19 protein-coding genes are annotated in these 18,202 nt (G+C 68.9%); 5 read left to right on the top strand and 14 right to left on the bottom strand.

Features of this window, described 5'->3' with window-relative positions; all coding sequences use genetic code 11:
* Positions 1 to 26: 26 nt before the first annotated feature.
* The 4 genes from H516_RS0102990 to H516_RS0102975 all read right to left on the bottom strand — a co-directional run bounded on the left by H516_RS0102990 (position 27) and on the right by H516_RS0102975 (position 3,848).
* Positions 27 to 494 (bottom strand): iron chaperone, encoded by a 468-nt coding sequence (locus tag H516_RS0102990; protein WP_022888242.1) that lies wholly within the window; start codon positions 492 to 494, stop codon positions 27 to 29.
* A gap of 116 nt (positions 495 to 610) precedes the next feature.
* Positions 611 to 1,279 carry a pentapeptide repeat-containing protein gene (locus H516_RS0102985; RefSeq protein ID WP_022888241.1) on the bottom strand — a complete coding sequence of 223 codons (669 nt, stop codon included), beginning with the start codon at positions 1,277 to 1,279 and terminating at the stop codon, positions 611 to 613.
* Positions 1,276 to 3,636, bottom strand: a complete 2,361-nt coding sequence (locus tag H516_RS0102980; RefSeq protein WP_022888240.1) for an ATP-binding cassette domain-containing protein — start codon at positions 3,634 to 3,636, stop codon at positions 1,276 to 1,278. Before H516_RS0102980 ends, H516_RS0102985 begins: the two co-directional genes overlap by 4 nt.
* Positions 3,633 to 3,848: a hypothetical protein gene (locus tag H516_RS0102975; RefSeq protein ID WP_022888239.1), complete on the bottom strand. Its 216-nt coding sequence runs from the start codon at positions 3,846 to 3,848 to the stop codon at positions 3,633 to 3,635. The genes H516_RS0102980 and H516_RS0102975 overlap by 4 nt, the downstream gene beginning before the upstream one ends.
* 158 nt (positions 3,849 to 4,006) lie before the next feature.
* Here H516_RS0102975 and H516_RS0102970 point away from each other — a divergent pair, with 158 nt between their 5' ends.
* On the top strand, positions 4,007 to 4,615 hold the full coding sequence (locus H516_RS0102970; RefSeq protein WP_022888238.1) for an HdeD family acid-resistance protein: 609 nt from the start codon (positions 4,007 to 4,009) through the stop codon (positions 4,613 to 4,615).
* A 78-nt stretch (positions 4,616 to 4,693) separates the two neighbouring features.
* On the opposite strand, the gene H516_RS0102965 is transcribed toward H516_RS0102970, so the two are convergent.
* Positions 4,694 to 5,461: an SDR family oxidoreductase gene (locus tag H516_RS0102965; RefSeq protein WP_022888237.1), complete on the bottom strand. Its 768-nt coding sequence runs from the start codon at positions 5,459 to 5,461 to the stop codon at positions 4,694 to 4,696.
* Between the two features lie 139 nt (positions 5,462 to 5,600).
* Here H516_RS0102965 and H516_RS0102960 point away from each other — a divergent pair, with 139 nt between their 5' ends.
* The 4 genes from H516_RS0102960 (at position 5,601) to H516_RS0102945 (ending at position 8,253) form a co-directional block, all read left to right on the top strand.
* On the top strand, positions 5,601 to 6,068 hold the full coding sequence (locus H516_RS0102960) for an NfeD family protein (protein WP_245561713.1): 468 nt from the start codon (positions 5,601 to 5,603) through the stop codon (positions 6,066 to 6,068).
* Entirely contained in the window at positions 6,068 to 7,036 is a 969-nt protein-coding gene (locus H516_RS0102955) for an SPFH domain-containing protein (RefSeq protein ID WP_026378347.1), read from the top strand. Before H516_RS0102960 ends, H516_RS0102955 begins: the two co-directional genes overlap by 1 nt.
* Positions 7,033 to 7,800 (top strand): glycerophosphodiester phosphodiesterase family protein, encoded by a 768-nt coding sequence (locus tag H516_RS0102950; RefSeq protein ID WP_245561695.1) that lies wholly within the window; start codon positions 7,033 to 7,035, stop codon positions 7,798 to 7,800. Before H516_RS0102955 ends, H516_RS0102950 begins: the two co-directional genes overlap by 4 nt.
* Positions 7,801 to 7,887: 87 nt before the next feature.
* Positions 7,888 to 8,253 (top strand): RNA polymerase-binding protein RbpA, encoded by a 366-nt coding sequence (locus H516_RS0102945; RefSeq protein WP_022888234.1) that lies wholly within the window; start codon positions 7,888 to 7,890, stop codon positions 8,251 to 8,253.
* Between the two features lie 9 nt (positions 8,254 to 8,262).
* On the opposite strand, the gene lnt is transcribed toward H516_RS0102945, so the two are convergent.
* From lnt to H516_RS0102900, 9 genes are all read right to left on the bottom strand, one after another.
* Complete coding sequence (lnt, locus tag H516_RS0102940) at positions 8,263 to 9,819, bottom strand: apolipoprotein N-acyltransferase (RefSeq protein ID WP_022888233.1); 1,557 nt, start codon at positions 9,817 to 9,819, stop codon at positions 8,263 to 8,265.
* A 48-nt stretch (positions 9,820 to 9,867) separates the two neighbouring features.
* Positions 9,868 to 12,297 (bottom strand): DEAD/DEAH box helicase, encoded by a 2,430-nt coding sequence (locus H516_RS0102935; protein ID WP_022888232.1) that lies wholly within the window; start codon positions 12,295 to 12,297, stop codon positions 9,868 to 9,870.
* Between the two features lie 12 nt (positions 12,298 to 12,309).
* The gene (gene tatC / locus H516_RS0102930) at positions 12,310 to 13,068 is read right to left on the bottom strand and encodes a twin-arginine translocase subunit TatC (RefSeq protein WP_026378345.1); all 759 of its coding nucleotides are present in this window, start codon (positions 13,066 to 13,068) and stop codon (positions 12,310 to 12,312) included.
* A gap of 50 nt (positions 13,069 to 13,118) precedes the next feature.
* Positions 13,119 to 13,337, bottom strand: a complete 219-nt coding sequence (gene tatA / locus H516_RS17960; RefSeq protein ID WP_022888230.1) for a twin-arginine translocase TatA/TatE family subunit — start codon at positions 13,335 to 13,337, stop codon at positions 13,119 to 13,121.
* A gap of 114 nt (positions 13,338 to 13,451) precedes the next feature.
* Complete coding sequence (locus H516_RS0102920) at positions 13,452 to 14,450, bottom strand: helix-turn-helix transcriptional regulator (RefSeq protein WP_022888229.1); 999 nt, start codon at positions 14,448 to 14,450, stop codon at positions 13,452 to 13,454.
* Positions 14,447 to 15,466 (bottom strand): helix-turn-helix transcriptional regulator, encoded by a 1,020-nt coding sequence (locus H516_RS0102915; protein ID WP_026378343.1) that lies wholly within the window; start codon positions 15,464 to 15,466, stop codon positions 14,447 to 14,449. The genes H516_RS0102920 and H516_RS0102915 overlap by 4 nt, the downstream gene beginning before the upstream one ends.
* A 49-nt stretch (positions 15,467 to 15,515) precedes the next feature.
* Complete coding sequence (locus H516_RS0102910; protein WP_022888227.1) at positions 15,516 to 16,460, bottom strand: FKBP-type peptidyl-prolyl cis-trans isomerase; 945 nt, start codon at positions 16,458 to 16,460, stop codon at positions 15,516 to 15,518.
* A gap of 43 nt (positions 16,461 to 16,503) precedes the next feature.
* Complete coding sequence (locus H516_RS17955; RefSeq protein WP_022888226.1) at positions 16,504 to 17,526, bottom strand: tRNA (adenine-N1)-methyltransferase; 1,023 nt, start codon at positions 17,524 to 17,526, stop codon at positions 16,504 to 16,506.
* On the bottom strand, positions 17,523 to 18,197 hold the full coding sequence (locus tag H516_RS0102900; protein ID WP_026378342.1) for an HAD family hydrolase: 675 nt from the start codon (positions 18,195 to 18,197) through the stop codon (positions 17,523 to 17,525). The genes H516_RS17955 and H516_RS0102900 overlap by 4 nt, the downstream gene beginning before the upstream one ends.
* Positions 18,198 to 18,202: the final 5 nt, after the last annotated feature.

The raw sequence follows: 18,202 nt of genomic DNA, 5'->3' as shown, positions 1-18,202 counted from the left end.
ACTATCCTCGCAGGCTCCCCCGGACGTCACGCGACGGCGCGCGTGATGAGTTCGACGAAACGGGCTTCGTCGGCTTCGCTGAGCGAGGTGATCGCGAACGAGGTCGCCCACATCGTGCCGTCGTCGAGCTTCGCGACGTCGTTGAAGCCGAGCGTGGAATACCGCAGTTTGAACTTCGTCGACTCCTGGAAGAAGCACAGCACCTTGCCGTTCAGCGCATACGCGGGGCTGCCGTACCAAAGACGCGGTGCGAGCTGCGGCGCGTGCTCGAGCACGAGGGCGTGAATGCGTTCGGCGACGACGCGATCTGCCTTCTCCATCTGGGCGATCTTGTCGACGACCTCCTGCGCCGACGCAGCCGCCTTCTCCGCGGCCGTACCGGCTCGTGCGCTCTTCTTGAGTTCAGTTGCGCGCTCCTTCATCGCCGCGCGCTCCTCCTCGGTGAACCCGTCGTACGACTTCGTCTTCGCTGCCGTCGTCTTCGTCTCGGCCATGTCGATCCCCTTTCGCTCGGTTCGGTGTTCGAAGCTGTCGTCTCCGACATTATCGATCGGGCCTGCGGGTGGCTTCTCCGAAACTGACCGGTCGAGGATCGGCCGGAATTCCCCGGTCAGTCGGCGATGCTGATGCCCATGTTGCTCGCGAGAGTCGGCGCCAACTGCGCGACCTGCCTGCTGTCGAGCGTCACGCCGCGAAGACCGGCGATGCCGTCGAGCGTCGACAGCGCGGTGAAGTCGAGCCCCCTGAGATCGACATCGCGGAGCGTCGCCCCGGTGACGGCGAGCGCTCTGAGTTCGCAACCCTCGAACGCGACCCGCTCCGCGCGAGCGTTGCCGAGATCGAGCTCTTCTATGTCGCAATCGGTGAAACGGAGGTCACGGAGTTCGGAGCCGCGGAGGTTCACGAAGCCGAGTTTGCAGCCGATGAAGTGCACCGACTGCCACTGGTTGTCGATGAACTCGACCGAGCCGAGGCGCGATCCCGCGACGACGACCTCGCGTAGCTCGGCGCGCGGCACGTGCAGCACCGGTGCTTCGAGCCGCTCGATGAGCGCCTCTCGAATGACTGCGCCGCGAAGCCTCGCCTCATGAGCGACCACTCCCCTGAACTCGCACTCGCTGACACGGAGACCGCTGAGATCGCGTTCGCTGAGATCAACGCCTGCGAAGCGGAGACCTTCGAGCGTGGCGCCTGCCGACAGCTCGAGGTCGTCGCCGTCGACGAGGTCTGGCAGGATGAGCTCGTCGATGCGGGGTGCGTTGAGACGAGAGCTCTTCATGCGCCGACATACTCTGCGAGGTGCTCGCCCGTGAGTGTCGACCGTGACGCGACGAGATCGGCCGGAACTCCCTCGAACACGATGCGGCCACCGTCGTGGCCCGCGCCGGGACCGAGGTCGATGATCCAGTCGGCATGCGCCATGACCGCCTGGTGGTGCTCGATCACGATGACCGACTTGCCCGAATCGACCAATCGGTCGAGCAGGCCGAGCAGGTTCTCGACGTCGGCGAGGTGCAGGCCCGTCGTCGGTTCGTCGAGCACGTAGACCTCACCCGGCTCCCCCATCGAGATCGCGAGCTTGACGCGCTGACGTTCACCGCCGGAGAGGGTGGAGAGCGGCTGCCCGAGCGTGAGATAGCCGAGCCCCACGTCTTCGAGACGACTGAGGATCTTCACCGCGGCCGGGAGCTTCGCCTCGGCCGAGTCGAAGAAGCGATGCGCCTGGGCGACGGGCAGGTCGAGCACCTCGGTGATGTCGAGTCCGCCGAGTCTGTACTCGAGGACTCCGGCCTGGAACCGCTTGCCGCCGCAGTCTTCGCAAGGCGTCTCGATCGTGTCCATGAAGCCGAGCTCGGTGATGATGACGCCCGCGCCCTTGCAGCTCGGGCAGGCACCCTCTGAGTTCGCGCTGAACAGCGCCGGCTTCACGCCGTTCGCCTTCGCGAATGCCTTGCGGATCGGTTCGAGGAGCCCGGTGTAGGTCGCGGGGTTGCTCCGCCGCGAGCCCTTGATGGCGCTCTGGTCGATGGAGACGACGCCGTCGCGCCGGGCGACCGACCCGTGGATGAGCGAGCTCTTGCCCGAGCCCGCGACGCCCGTCACGACCGTGAGCACACCCAACGGGATGTCGACGTCGACGTCCTCGAGATTGTTCTCATCGGCGCCGCGGATCTCGATCGCACCGTTCGGAGTGCGAACGGCAGCCTTCAGTTTCGCGCGGTCGTCGAGGTGCTGGCCGGTGAGCGTTCCGCTCGACTTGAGGCCCTCGACGGTGCCCTCGAAGCAGATCTCACCGCCGTTGCGGCCGGCCCCGGGGCCGAGATCGACGATGTGATCGCCGATCGCGATGGTCTCGGGCTTGTGCTCGACGACGAGCACGGTGTTGCCCTTGTCGCGCAGTTGCAGGAGGAGCGTGTTCATGCGCTGGATGTCGTGCGGATGCAGCCCGATGGTGGGTTCGTCGAAGACATAGGTCACGTCGGTGAGCGAGGAGCCGAGGTGCCGGAGCATCTTGATGCGCTGCGCCTCTCCGCCCGACAGGGTGCCGCTCGGCCGTTCGAGGCTGAGATAGCCGAGGCCGAGCGTGACGAAGGCGTCGAGGTTCGCGCTGAGGGCAGAGAGCAGCGGGCCCGCCTCGGGCAGGTCGAGCCCGCGCACCCAGGCGGCGAGATCGGTGACCTGCATGCGGCAGGCGTCGGCGATGCTGACGCCGTCGATCTTCGAGGATCGGGCGCCCTCGGTCAAGCGCGTGCCGTCGCAGTCGGGGCATCGCGCGAACGTCGCGACCCGCTCGACGAAGGCACGGATGTGCGGTTGCAGTGCGTCGAGGTCTTTCGAGAGCATCGACTTCGTGATCTTCGGGATGAGCCCCTCATAGGTCATGTTGATGCCGTTGATCTTGACCTTGGTGACCTCTCCGTAGAGGAAGAGATGCCGCTGCTTCTCGGTGAACCGCTCGATCGGCTCGTCCGCCGGGTAGAACCCCGACTGCGAGAACCCCTTCACCATCCAGCCGTCGGCCGTGTAGCCGGGCACCATGACGGCGCCGCCGTCGAGCGACTTGGACTCGTCGACGATCTGCGAGAGGTCGAGGTCGGAGACCGAGCCGCGACCCTCGCAGCGCGGGCACATGCCGCCGAGGTAGATCGCGTCCTTCACGATCTTCTTCTCTCCGCCGGGGCCGGTCATCACCCCGCTCGCCCGCTGCGTCGGGATGTTGAACGAGAAGGCCGTCGGTCCGCCGATGTGCGGCCTGCCGAGCTTCGAGAAGAGGATGCGCAGCATCGCATTCGCGTCGGTCACGGTGCCGACCGTTGACCTGGGGTTCGCGCCGAGTCGCTCCTGGTCGACGAGGATCGCGGTCGTGAGTCCCTCGAGCACATCGACGTCAGGCCGCGGCACCGAGGCCATGAACCCCTGAATGAACGCGCTGTACGTCTCGTCGATCATTCGTCGGGACTCGGCGGCGATCGTGTCGAACACGAGCGAGCTCTTACCCGAACCGGACACTCCGGTGAACACCGTCAGCCGTCGCTTCGGGAGCACGACGTCGACGTTCTTCAGGTTGTTCTCACGCGCGCCTTGCACGCGGATGAGGTCGTGGCGGTCGGCCTGGTGCGGTGAGGCGGTGCTCATCGTGTCTCCATCGCGAGTCGTGGGTCGGGCACGAGCGCAGCCGGCACCTCGTGCGCACCCGGTTCGAGGTCGATCACTCGATCTAAGCAGTTCGCGCCGACATCCTCGGATGTCGCGGCGGGCACGGCGGCGGACGACGCGGACGCTTCGGCGGGCAGTTCGCGGGCACGGATGATGAGGCACATGTCGTCACGGTAGTTCGCACGAGGCATCCATCGCTTCTCGATTCATGACGGATCACCGACGGACGCTCGCCGAGGCGATGCGCCCCGACGCGCTTCGTCGCATTGCGACGCGCGCATTCACATCCTTTGCACAGCTTGCATTCGGCCATAGCCTTGCCTCAACTCGCCCCACGAAAGGACACACCATGTCGAACCCGCAGAGCACCGGGCTCTTCGCCACCTTCTCGCTCGACTCCGAGGAGCTCTCGAAGTCGGCGATCAACACCGTCCGCGCGACCCTCGGGATCAGCGGCGCGGTGGCGCTCATCGTCGGAATCCTGATCACCTTCTGGCCGGAGCGCTCGGCCGTCGTCCTCGCGGCGATCCTCGCGGTGTACTTCCTCGTCGCGGGCATCGCCTACCTCGGCCTCGGCATCTTCTCGAGGGGGATCTCAGGCGGCGCGAGGGCGCTGGACATCATCCTCGGCGTGCTGTTCATCCTCGCCGCTGTGCTCGCCTTCGCGAACCTCGGGGCGACGACCGCGTTCCTGGCGGTCTTCATCGCAATCCTGATCGGTGTGCTGTGGATCGTCGAGGGCGTCGTCGCGCTCGTCCAGATCGGCGATGCCCCCTCGAAGGGATGGGCGATCTTCTTCGGCCTGCTCAGCATCGTCGCCGGCATCGTGCTGCTGTTCTCGCCGATCTGGGGGGCCGTCGTGCTCTTCATCATCGCGGGCATCGGCCTCATCGTGCTCGGCATCGTGCAGATCGTGCGCGCGTTCACGTTCGGTCGCGGCACGACCGCGACCGCCTGACCGCTCGCCTCACGGCGATGAGAAGGCCGGCCCCGGATGCTCCGGGGCCGGCCTCTTCTCGTTCTCGACGGGTTCGGGTCAGGCCTCGGGGGCGAAGCCCGAGACATCCCCCACGTAACGCGTGTGGCCGGCCGGCACGGGGTCGACGACGGCCGCGGAGACCTCCGCCGCGAACTCGGCCACGTTGTACAGGCGGCCGGCGTCCTGCTTGCGGGCGTCGATGGCGCCGGGGTTCGCACGCTCGAGCAGGGTCGCTGTGATCGTGCCCTCGATCATGTCGCCCGACACGACCACGAACTCGACGCCGGCCGCGTCGAACTCGGGGAGCTTCGCGCGCAGGGCGTCTTCACCGGCGCGCTTCGAGAGCGCGACGGGCTCGTACTCGGGCATCGTCGGCGTCGTGCGGATGAAGTGCGCCTGGTGGCTCGTGACGAAGACGATACGAGCGCCCGCGGCGAGGTGCGGGAGGGCGCCGTCGACGACGTTGACCTGCGCATCTTTGTTGAGGCGCATCGCGTAGTCCTCGCCCATGCCGCTCTCCATGCCGCCCGAGGCATTCAGGACGAGCACGTCGATCGGACCGAGTTCGACGACCGTGCGCTCGAACATCGCGGCGACCGAGGCCGGGTCGGTGAGGTCGGCCCCGATGGCGATCGCGGTGCCGCCCGCTGCGACGATCTCGGCGACCACCTTGTCGGCGCGCGGCGCCTTGCTGCGGTAGTTCACGACCACCGCAGCACCGGCGGCGGCGAGGGAACGGACGGTGTCGGCACCGATTCCGCGCGACGAGCCGGTCACGAGCGCGACGCGGCCGGCGAGCGAGCCGGGGGCGAGAGGGTTGGTCACGGGGTCTCCTCGGAGTTCAGAGCGGGCCGGCGCACGAGCGTCGGCGCGGCGAACCGAGACTATCAACTCCACCGTGCCGCGCCCGGCACTGATAGTTTCGAATCAGCCGACCCGCGTGCGAAGGAGACCCGACTTGGATGTGCTGACCCAGTACGCGTGGATCGCCTGGCTCGTGCTGATTCTCGCGTTCGCGACGATCGAGGTGTTCACGCTCGAGATGACCTTCCTCATGCTCGCGCTCGGCAGCGTGGCCGGGCTGCTGTCCGGCCTCTTCGGCATTCCCTGGTGGGCCCAGTTCGTGATCGCCGCGATCGTCGCGGTCGCGTTGATCCTCGTGCTGAGGCCGCCCCTGCTCCGAGTGCTCCGGCGTGGCTCCGATCCGGCTCGCAGCAACATCGACGCGCTGATCGGCGCGGAGGGCACCGTCGTGCACACACTCGGTGCGGCGGGCGGGCAGGTCAGGCTGCAGAACGGCGAGACCTGGACGGCCCGGTTGTCTCCGGCGACCGAGCAGGCGGACGTCGCGGTGGGCGGGCGCGTGCTCGTCACCGGTATCGATGGTGCGACGGCCGTCGTCGTACCGATGGAGAGAGGGGCCGCCGAGTAATGGACGTGTCGGGCATCATCGTGACGATCGTCGTCGCTGCGATCGTCATCTTCGTGATCGTCGTCATCGCGCGATCGGTCCGCATCATCCCGCAGGCGTACGCGGGCGTCGTCGAGCGGCTCGGCCGCTACCACAAGACGCTCACGCCGGGCCTGAACCTCCTCGTGCCGTTCATCGACCGGCTCCGCCCGCTCGTCGACATGCGCGAGCAGGTCGTCTCGTTCCCGCCGCAACCGGTCATCACCGAAGACAACCTCGTGGTCTCCATCGACACCGTCGTGTACTTCCAGGTCACCGATGCTCGGGCCGCGACCTACGAGATCGCGAACTACCTCGGTGCGGTCGAGCAGCTCACGACGACCACCCTCCGCAACGTGGTCGGCGGCCTGAATCTCGAAGAGGCGCTCACCTCGCGCGACAACATCAACGGGCAGCTCCGCATCGTGCTCGACGAGGCCACCGGCAAGTGGGGCATCCGCGTCTCACGCGTCGAGCTCAAGGCGATCGATCCGCCCATCTCCATCCAGGACTCGATGGAGAAGCAGATGCGCGCCGAGCGCGACCGTCGTGCGCTCATCCTCACGGCCGAGGGCACGAAACAGTCCGCCATCCTCACCGCGGAGGGGCAGCGGCAGGCCGCGATCCTCCAGGCGGAGGGCGACGCGAAGGCGGCCGTGCTGCGCGCCCAGGGCGAGGCCGAGGCGATCCTCACGGTCTTCGACGCCATTCACCGCGGCGACGCCGACCCGAAGCTGCTCGGCTACCAGTACCTGCAGATGCTGCCGCAGCTGGCGCAGGGCGACGCGAACAAGCTCTGGGTGATTCCGAGCGAGCTGACCGAGGCGCTGAAGGGCATCGGCCGCGCCTTCACACCGGCGGCCGGTGCTCCCCCGGCAACCGGTGCCGCGCCTGCCGCCGCTGCCCCGCCCCTAGCGCCGCAGCCGGGCACATTCCCGCCGCAGGCGTGAGCCCCGGCGTGGCCTCCGGCTACTTCGCGCCCGCAGGGCCTCGTGTGCTCGCGCACCGGGGACTTGCGATCGACGCACCCGAGAACACGTTGCTCGCCTTCGCGAAGGCGATCGCGGTCGGCGCCGACTACCTCGAAACCGACGTGCACGCGAGCCACGACGGTGCCGCCGTCGTCGCGCACGACTCGACGCTCGACCGGGTCGCGGGGCGCAGCGTGGCCGTCGGTCAGCTCACCATGTCTGAACTGGGACGCATCGATCTCGGCAGCGGGCAGGGATTCCCCTCGCTCGAAGCGACGCTCGACGCGTTTCCCGACGCCCGGTTCAACATCGACGTGAAAGAAGAGGCGGCGGTCGAACCGACCGTCGCCGCGATCGCACGCACGCGATCGGCGAGCCGACTGCTGTTGACGAGCTTCTCGGAGCGCCGTCGGCGGCGCCTCGCCCGACTCGTTCCGGAGGCCGTCACCTCGGTGGGCGGCGCCGGGGTGCTCAGGTTCCGGATCGCCGCGTTCCTCCGCTCCCCCGCGTCGGCCAGACGTGCACTCCGCGGTGGGCTCGCACTCCAGATCCCCGAGCGCAGCGGGCCGTTGCGACTCGTGACGCGCCAGTTCGTCGACCTCGCGCACCGGGTCGGCGCCGAGGTGCACGTCTGGACGGTGAACGACCCGGCCGACATGACCCGGCTCCTCGATCTCGGCGTCGACGGGCTCGTGACCGATCGTGCCGACGTCGCGATCGAGCTCATCGCCGCCCGAAGCTGAGAATTCCCCGCAAAACCTCAGGCGGCGGAAAGGGAACGCCCAGCTTGATCGTTGACAATGACAGACGATCGAGTAGAGGAGCACACCATGGCGGACCGGAGCCTTCGAGGCATGCGCATCGGCGCACAGAGCCTGCAGAGCGAAGACGGCGTGGTGTTCGCCGACCGTGCGGAGCACACGTACCGATGCGAGGCCTGCGGCCACGAAACGGTCATGACCTTCTCGGCCGACGCCGAGCTCCCCGAGACGTGGGAGTGCCGCCAGTGCGGCGCAGCAGCGACCCTCCTCGTCGACTCGAAGCCGGTCGAGATCGACCGATCGGGCGAGAAGGTCGCCCGCACCCACTGGGACATGCTGCTCGAGCGCCGCACGCGCGCCGAGCTCGAAGAGTTGCTCGAAGAGCGCCTCACCTACCTGCGCGCCCGTCGCGGACAGCAGAAGATCGGCGCCTGAGCCGAGGGTTCAGCGCTCAGCCACGCGAACCCGAGGCGACCCCGACCGGGTCGCGAGTACGCCCGCCGCGATGAGCCCGGCGAGTGCCGCGAGCACGATCGTGATCGGCACCCATCCGGCGAGCGCCACCGACGGGGTGATGCCCTGCCGCAACTCGACGTCGGTCACCATCGCGCCCGGCTCGTCTGCCGGCAGGGCGTCGATCGTCCGACCCGCCGGATCGATGACCTGGCTCGTGCCCACCGTCGAGATGTTGACCACGGAGCGACCCGTCTCGATCGCCCGAAGTCGGGCGATCGCGAGTTGCTGCTGGTTTTCGTCGGTTCCGCGGAAGTCGGCGTTGTTCGTCTGGAGCAGATAGACCTCCGCACCGTCGCGGGCCCCCTCCCAGATGACTTCGTCGTAGATGACGTCGAAGCAGATCGCCAGGCCCGCCACGGCGGTGCCGAGGTCGAACACCGGCGGGTTCACGCCGGGCGAGTACCCGCGCTGCACGAGGCCGGTCAGGTCGGGCACGATCGCGTCGTAGAACCAGCGGTCGGGGATGTACTCGCCGAAGGGCACCGGATGCCGCTTGTCGTAGCTGTCGACGGCGCCCTCCCCCGCCCGCCAGAGCAGTGAGGTGTTGAAGTACTCCTCGCCACGCACGGTGACCGTGTTCAACACGACCGGGGCGTCGAGCGCGGTGCCGAGCGAGTCGAACACCTCGGCGGCGGCCCGACTGCGGGTCGGGTCGATGTCTGAACCGCCCTCGGGCCAGAGGAGGACGTCGACGCCCTCCTCGTCGAGGATCGGCTCGGTCGCCGCGAGCTGGGCCGCGAGCACTTCACCCGGGGCTCGCTCGTCGAAGTACCCGGAGGGTCCGTTGCCCTGAACGCTCGCGACCCGGAGTTCGCCGACCGCCGTGGTCGGCCACGCCGGCAGCGCGACGGCCACGACGAGGAGGGCGCCGACCGGTGCGGCGGTGCGGAAGTCACGCCACCCGGTCATGCGAACCCATTCGACGACGCCGGCGACGAGCGCGACCATCACGAAGCCGAGACCGGTCGAGCCGACCCATGAGACGAGTTCGGCGAAAGGACTTTCGGCCTGGCTGAGCGCCGCGCGCCCCCAGGGGAAGCCGCCGTACGGGAGGCTGCCGATCGCCGTCTCGCGCGCGATCCAGAGGCCTGCCACGAGCAGGGGAAGCGCGACGAGTCGAACCCAGCGGGACTCGCTCGCCCGAGGCACCCATCGGTAGGCGAGGGTGATGAGCACAGCCCCGCCCGCGACGAAGAGCGACTCGAGGAACGAGAGCGCGAGCCACGGGATCGGGCCGAGGTAGAGCGAGGTCCACGAGACCTGCTGCAGGTAGAACGCGAGCCCGAACGCGAACCCGACGAGCGCCGCACCCCACGCACGTCGACCGATGAGGCTGACGAGCGCGAGCGCGATGCCGACGAAGGCGAGCGGCCAGATGCCGAGCCCCGGGAACCCCATGTCGTAAACCGAGCCGCCCACTGCAGCGGCGAGGACGGCGGCCCAGAGTGGCAGCGGCAGGAGGCGACGTGTGGGGCTCTCGGGCACCAGATCAGCCTATGCGACGCATCACCGGGTCATGTGCCGGGGCCGTCCTCAGGCGACCGCGCCGTAGGCGACGACGCCTCGACGGACGGCGTCGATCGCGGCGCGGGCGGTGGCACCGAGTTCGGCGTCGGCGACGATCGAGATCTGGTCGAGCAGATCGACGACCTGCTTCGTCAGCCGCACGAAATCTCCGGCCGCGAGCTCGGTGTCTTCGAGTACCCCGCCGAGGTCGCCGCCGCGCGCCCATGCATGCATCGCCGAGGCGAGCGCCGGCGACGGCTGGTCGCTGCCCGGCAGTCGGTGGTCGCGTTCGAGGTCGTCGAGTTCGCTCCAGACGTCGAGGGTGCGATCGAAGGCCTCGCGGAATCCGCCGCGCGGCAGCCGGAAGTCGACGTTGCGGTCGTCGCGGCGCGGCTCGTAGACGAGCGACGCAGCCATCGCAGCCACCCCCGCGACGTCGAGGCCGTTCCACAGGCCCTTCCGGAGACATTCGGCGACGAGCAGGTCGCGTTCGCCGTAGATGCGCTTCAAGATGCGCCCGGCCGGCGTCGAGACCACCGCTCCCTGCGCATCGCGTGCGAGGTAGCCCAGTCTGGTCAACACCTCGGCGACCTTGTCGAAGCGCTTCGCGACCTGACCCGTCCTCGTGCGGATCTGCCGGAGGAGTTCGTCGTGCTCCTGCTTCAGTCGCCACCAGCGTTCGGCCCAGCGCGCGTGCTGCTCACGTTCGGCGCAGCCGTGACACGGGTGGGCGCGCAGCGCCTTGCGGGCGGCGACGAGCGCGCGCTGCATTCGCTCGCGCTGGGCGTGCGAGGGATTGCCCTTCGACGACTGCCGCTCGAGTCGGCCGATCTCACGGCGCAGCGTCGCGTACTCGGCGAAATCGCCGAGGTGGCAGCGCATCGCGTCCTCGAATCCCGCCATCGACTCCTCCTGCTTGCGGAGGGTCCTCGCGAGGTCGACGACGGCGCGGTCGGCCTGGAACTGGGCGAAGGAGAGTTCGAGGATCTGGCGGGTGCGTTCGCGCCCGAACTGGTCGATGAGGTTGACGGCCATGTTGTACGTCGGCCGGAAACTCGAGTTCATCGGGTAGCTTCGCCGCGAGGCGAGCGCCGCGACCGATTCGGGGTCGAGCCCGTCGACCCACTGGATGACCGAGTGCCCCTCGATGTCGATGCCGCGCCGGCCGGCGCGACCGGTGAGCTGCGTGTACTCCCCCGGCGTGATCGGCACGCGCGCCTCGCCGTTGAACTTCTCGAGCTTCTCGAGCACGACCGAGCGGGCCGGCATGTTCACGCCGAGGGCGAGCGTCTCGGTCGCGAAGACCACTTTCACGAGTTTCCGCTGGAAGAGGTCTTCCACGATCTCCTTGAACGCGGGCAGCATGCCCGCATGGTGGGCGGCCACGCCGCGCTCGAGCCCCTCGAGCCATTCCCAGTAGCCGAGCACGGCGAGGTCCTCGTCGCGAAGCATCCTCGCGCGTTCTTCGACGATCGCGCGGATCTCGCTGCGCTCGTGCGCCTCGGTCAGTCGGATGCCCGACCGGAGCACTTGCCGTACCGCCTGGTCGCAGCCCACCCGCGAGAAGATGAACACGATGGCGGGCAGCAGGTTCTTGCCCTGCAGCAAGGCGACCACCTCGGGGCGGTCGAGACGCCCCGACCCCGGGCCACCCTGGTGGAACCGGCCACGGTCGCCGCCGCGCCGGCCGCGCTGGGAACGCTGGGAGATCGAGCGCCCGCCCATCCGCGCAAGCTGCTTCAGTTCGGGGTTCACCCGGTGTGTCGCCGCCTGCCCCGAGGAGTCGAAGAGGTCGACGAACTTCTGCTTGACGAGCACGTGCTGCTCGAGGGGCACCGGCCGGTCTTCGGACACGATGACGTCGGTGTCGCCGCGTACGGCCTGCAGCCAGTCGCCGAACTCCTCGGCGTTCGACACCGTCGCGCTCAGCGAGACGAGCCGCACCGCCTCGGGGAGGTGGATGATGACCTCCTCCCACACGGCCCCGCGGAAGCGGTCGGCGAGGTAGTGCACCTCGTCCATGACCACGTAGGCGAGGCGATCGAGCAGCGTCGACTCTGCGTAGAGCATGTTGCGCAGCACCTCGGTCGTCATGACGACGATGCGGGCGCCCGAGTTGACGTTGGTGTCGCCGGTGAGCAGGCCGACGTTCTCGGCGCCCCATGCGTCGACGAACTCCTGGTACTTCTGGTTGGAGAGCGCCTTGATCGGCGTCGTGTAGAAGACCTTCGCGCCGGGCTCCTGCATGGCGAGGTAGACCGCGAACTCGGCGACGACGGTCTTGCCCGCGCCGGTGGGAGCGGCGACGAGCACGCTGCGGCCCTCGTCGAGCGCCGCGCAGGCGGCGCGCTGGAACGGGTCGAGGTCGAAACGCACCGACGCGGCGAATTCGGCGAGCCGAGGCTGCCGGCGTTGTTGGCGGGAGAGCGCGAAGCGCTCGGCCGGCGAGAGGCTCATCACCCCTCCAGCCTAGACAGCGTCGCCGAACTCGAGGCGGTTGCGGCGCTCGACACGGCGATCATGCAGGCTCGCGATGAACCAGGCCGCGAAATACAGCCCGATCATCGGGATGGCCAGCATGAACATCGAGACGACGTCGGCCGACGGCGTCGCGATCGCGGTGAACAGGACGATCACGAGGATCGCGACCCGCCAGGACTTGATGATCGCCGCCGCGCTGATCACGCCCGCGAAATTCAGCAGCACGATGAACACCGGCACGACGAAGGCGATGCCGATCGCGACGACGAGCTTCAGCACGAAGTCGATGTACTCCTTGGCGGTGAGCAGCGACATCGCCCCTTCGGGCACGAAGCTCGTCATGAGCTTCACGATGTTCGGCAGCACGAACCAACCCGCCGCGCAGCCGGCGAAGAAGAGCGGGATCGCGGTCAAGAAGAACGCGAGCGTGAAGCTGCGCTCCTTCTTGTTCAACCCGGGTACCAGGAACGCGAAGATCTGGTATAGCCAGACCGGGCTCGAGATCACGAGACCCAACGTCAGCGCGATCTGCAGGCGCAGGTCGAATGCGCTCGAGATCGTCGGGAAGACGATCGCGGTCGCCGCGTCCTGCCCGCGGGCCTCTGCCACGCGGACGACCGGCTCCTGGATGGCGTCCCAGACGTACAGGTCGGTGAGCACCCAGCCGCCGACCATGCCGACGACGATCGCGATCGCGGAGATGAACAGCCGCTTGCGCAACTCGATGAGGTGCGCGCCGAGCGACATCCGCTTCTCGCGGTTCTTCTCCCCGCGATCCTTCACCGCGGTCATCGAGGTCAGGCGCTCTTGCCGGAACCCGGCTCTTCGGGCTTCGTCTGCTCGTCAGCCGGCGCGGCAGCATCGCCGTCGCCCTTGTCGGAGCGCACCTCGGTCTTCAGGATCTTCATCGACTGCCCGAGGCTGCGAGCGAGCGCCGGAAGCTTGGGGGCGCCGAACAGCAGCAGGATGACCACGAGGATGATCAGCGCGTGCCAACCGGTGAAGCCTTGCCACATAGGTTTTCGTCCGTTTCTCGGGAGATGTTGGCGACAGTCTACCTGTCGGAGGTTTCCGTCCGTCCACTCCTGTGGACGGATGCCCGCGACGCATCGAAAGGTCGGCGCGGAGGCTCAATCGAGGCGGTCGGATGCCTCCGCGTCGGCGTAGCCCGCAAGGCCCGCGTCGGCCCATCCGGCCACTGCGGCGCGCGCCTCGGCTGGTCCGACGACGGTCACGAGGCCGGGCAGTCCGGCCACGAGCCGCTTGAGGCCGTGCACGTGCGCGAGACGCAGGGTCACGCGCAGACGACTATCGACCTCGACGGTTCTCGCATCGGCGAGGTAGTCGGCGAGGAGCGGCAGCGCCTCTGGCGCGACATCCACGACGACGTCGAAGTCCGAATCTGAGGTCTGGAACAGCGTGTCGGGAACCTCGCGTTCCGGGTGCTCGTCGATCGGCACCTCGGAGACGACGAGTTCGCTCATGCGGTCGACGCGGAAGTTGCGCACGTCGTCGCGGGTGTGGCAGTAGGCCTGGAGGTACCAGTCGGCGTCCTGGGAGAGGATGCGCAACGGATCGACCCGGCGTCGCCCCGCGATGCCGAGCGCATTGCGGTAGTCGAACTCGAGTTGGCGGCCTCCCGCGACGGCCTCGCGGATTCGCGCGAGCGAGGCGTCGGCCTCGGACTCGGCGACGGCGAGGCGACTCGGCGTGGCGGACGCCCCGGCGGTGAGCTTCTGCATGAGCGCGGCGAGCGAGGCGCTCCCGGCGTTCTCGGGCAGCGCCGAGAGGTACTGGAGCCCCGCGATGAGGGCGGACGCCTCGCGTGCGGAGAGTCTCGGCGCGTCGTCGATCGCGACGTGATGCACGATGACGATGACATCGTCGTCTTCGAAGCTGTCCCAGTCGATGTCGAACAGGTCGTTCGGCTGGTAGGTGCCGGTCGCGCCGGGCAGCCCTGAGGTCGCGATCAGCCGCACCGCGTCGCGGATCTCCTCTTCGCCGATGCCGAAATGTGCGGCCGCCTCGTCGACGTCGACGACCTGCTGCTCGAGCAGGTACGGCACGAACGAGAGCAGGAACACGAGCTTGTCGGGCGCCTTCAGCGGACGCGCGCGCTTCGCGCTCATCGGGCGCCTCCTTCGCGATGGGCCTCGGCCACCGACTGGAGCCGTGACCGCACGGCATCGCGGAGCGAGCTCGGCGAGAGCACCCGGACCTCGGGCCCGTAGGCCGCGAGCTCATCGGCGAAGATCGCCGCGTCGGTGTAATGCAGCCTGATCACGCCCGCGTCCTCGTCGCGCAGCGCAGCGCGCTTGCCGAGTCGCACCTCGGCATCGCTGCCCGCGGTCACCGCGAGATCGGCGGCGTTCGCGAGACGCAAGGCATTGAGGTCGGCGATCACCTGATCCTGGATACCCGGCGGCGGGGCCTCGAAGCTCGAACCGGGCACCGCGCTCACCTCGCCGACGATGCGCGAGAGGAGGAAGGTGCGGGGCTCCTGCGCGTCGAGGTCGAAGGCGTGCAGATGCCAACGGCCCTCGTGCAGCACGACCGCGAGCGGGTTCGCCGTGCGCTGACGCGGCGCCTGCTCACCGGGCTTGAAATAGCGGAACCGCACCGCCTGTCGGCGATCGAGCGCCTGACGCAACGGCTCGAACGCCGCATCGCGCACCCGAAGGCGCGGCGCGTAGCCGATGACCGGTTCGTGCGGCTCGATCCCGAGCGAGCGCAGCTTCGTGAGGGCGCGCTGCGAATCGGCCGACAGGGATGCCTCGCGCCACACCTCGGCCGCGAGGCCGAGGAGTGCGAGCTCGTCGGGCGTGAACCGCACCTCGTCGGGAAGCTCGTACTGCCCCTTCGGGATGCGGTAGCGCAGCGCCTGGTTGTCGCCCGGACGATCGGGCGACTCCACCGTCTCGAGCGGGATGCCGAGCTCACGGATGTCGTCTTTGTCGCGCTCGAACTGCCGCTCGAGGTTCGCGTTCGCCCCCGATGAGTCGAAGCGCTCGGCGTAGCCGCGCACCGACGAGAGGATCTCGGACTTCAGCAGACCCGTCTCGGTCGCGAGCAGCGCCAGCACCAGGCTGAACAGTCGGTCTTCGACCGGCACCTTCACCTCGCCCCTGCGCTCTCCCCCGGTCACACGAGCGATCATACTGAACCGCTCGCGTCGACCGGACGTGCAGCCGCGATCAGAGCACGCCCAGGATGTCGACGACGAAGAAGAGGGTCGAGCCCGCGGGGATCTTCTCGCTCCCCTGCTCGCCGTAGCCGTCTTCGGGCGACACGATGACCCCGACCTGCGAGCCGACGGTCTGGCCGATGATGGCCTTCGAGAATCCGGGGATCACCTGCGAGCCCTCACCCTCGGCGACCGTGAAGGTCACGGGGCTGCCGTTCTCCCAGCTGGAGTCGAACACGCTGTTGTCGTCCCAGAGGACCCCCGTGTACTGCACGACCACCGTGTCGCCGGACTCGACGACTTCACCGGACCCGCGCTTCAGCACCTCGACCTCGGTCTGCTCGGGCGGGTCGTTCTTCGGCACCGTGATGCCGGGTCGCCCGTCGGGCGCGAGCACGACAGCCGGGAACCCGTCGCGGCTGAGCCGCACGGCACCGTCGGCGCGCGAGGGGAATGCGCGTTGCACGTCGAGGACCATCACGAGGCTGTCGCCGGGGGCGATGCCGATCGACTGGTTGCCGTTCGGCCCGAAGCCGTCTTTCTCGGGAACGACGACCGCGACACGGGAACCCTCGCGGGCGCAGGTGAGGCCCTTCTTCAGGCCGGGCAGTGTCGTGTCGGAGACGGTGAGCGGCACCGCGTCTTCGTCGCCGAAGCCCGTGACCTGCACCTCGTCACCGGTGGCGCCGTTGTAGACAGCGAGACCGATGAGGGCCATCTGCCCCTCGGTGAGCAGCGGCCCCTCGCCCTCGATGATCTCGGTGCACTCGGTCTCGCTCGGCACGAGCGGCGTCGGGAAGTCGACCTTCGGCGCCGAGCCGAACTCACCGGTCGCGTCGACCAGTTCGGACGAGGCGCCCGTGGCGGCTTCAGGTGCAGGTGCCGGAGCGGTGCAGCCGGAGAGGGCGACGGCGACGAGGCCGGCCGTGGCGATGAGCGCGAATGACGAGCGCACTGATCCTCGATTCTTCGATGGGTCGCGGAGGGGCGTTGAAAGCCTACCCGTCCGGCTGGGCTGGATCGGCCTGGTCGGCGGGGCCTGTGGAACCGGACTTCCGCGCGGCGGCCCCCGCGGCGCGGACGCGCTTGCGGAGGCTCTTGTCGCTGACCTGCCGTTCGCCGAGTGCGCCGGGCGTCCACGCCTCGACGTCCTCGTCGCTGAACTCGGTCTTCGACGGCCGGCGCTTGAGCTCGGGCAGCACCGTGTCGGGCGCGAGGCGGCGGGCCGTGATGAGGAACCCGGTGTGGGCGATCATGCGGTGATCGGGGCGAACGGCGAGGCCCTGCACGTGCCAGCCGCGCACCATCGTCTCGGAGGACTGGGGCTCGGTGTACTCCCCCGTGGCCCGGATCGCCTCGGCGACGCGCGAGAGCTGGGTGGCGGTCGCGATGTAGCAGAGCAGCACACCGCCCGGTTTCAGTGCGGCCGACACGGCGTCGAGGCACTCCCACGGAGCGAGCATGTCGAGCACGACCCGGTCGACGCTGCCGCGCTCGACCGCCTCGGGCAGCACCTCGGCGAGGTCGCCGAGGTCGATCGACCAGTTCTCGGGCACGGCGCCGTGGAAGGTCGCGACGTTGCCTCGGGCGACCTCCGCGAAGTCGCCGCGTCGTTCGAAGGAGTGGAGGCGCCCGCTCGTGCCGATCGCCCGGAGCAGCCAGAGCGAGAGCGCCCCCGAGCCGACTCCGGCCTCGACGACGGTCGCGCCCGGGAAGATGTCGGCCTGCGCGAGGATCTGCGCGGCGTCCTTCGGGTAGACGATGGCGGCACCGCGGGGCATCGACATCACGAAGTCGCTGAGCAGGGGGCGCAGTGCGAGGTACTCGATGCCGACCTGGTTCGCGACGACCGAGCCGTCGGGCAGGCCGATGAGGTCGTCGTGCGCGATGAGGCCCTTGTGCGAGTGGAACATCTGCCCCGGCTCGAGGGTGATGGTGTGCATGCGACCCTTGGGACCGGTGAGCTGCACCCGGTCGCCGACGCGGAACGGCCCGCTCTGCTCGCCACGGCTCGCGTTCATCGCGCGACCTCCTCGGCCGCGAGGAGCGCGGCGACGTCGGCGACGGTCGTGCCCTCGAGCGTCGGCCAGACGGCCGACGAGGGCACGTCGTCGAGCTCGAGGATGTTCGGGATGCCGACGGCGATCGCGCCGGCGGTGAAGGCGGAGGTGAGCCCGGCCGGCGAGTCCTCGAAGGCGACGCACCGGGCGATGTCGACGCCGAGCAGCTCGGCGGCCTGGAGGTACGGCTGCGGATGCGGCTTCGCGTGCTCGACCGAGTCGCCCGTGACGATCACGTCGAACGCGGTGAACGGGATCGCCGAGATGATCTCGTCGGCCATCGAGCGCAGCGACATGGTCACGAGCGCGGTGGGCACGGATGCCTCGCGCAGCGCCTCGAGGAGTTCGCGGGCGCCGGGCCGCCAGGGCACACCGTGCTCGACGAGCATCTCGCTGACGCGGCCGGTCAGGCGGCTCACGATCGTGTCGGCGTCGAGGTCGACGCCCTTCGCCTGGAAGACCCGGGCCGACTCCCAGAGACCGCTGCCGACGAGCGCGAGCGCCTCTTCATGGCTCCAGCTGCCGCCGAAGGCCTCGACGAGTTCCTCCTCGGCGGCCATCCAGTAGCGTTCGGTGTCGACGAGGGTTCCGTCCATGTCCCAGAGGGCGGCGGCGGGCAGGCGTGTGGTCACAACCC

The sequence above is a fragment of the Agromyces italicus DSM 16388 genome, from assembly GCF_000421545.1.
GTDB lineage: Bacteria > Actinomycetota > Actinomycetes > Actinomycetales > Microbacteriaceae > Agromyces > Agromyces italicus.
This window is presented reverse-complemented; position numbering and strand designations above follow the sequence as displayed.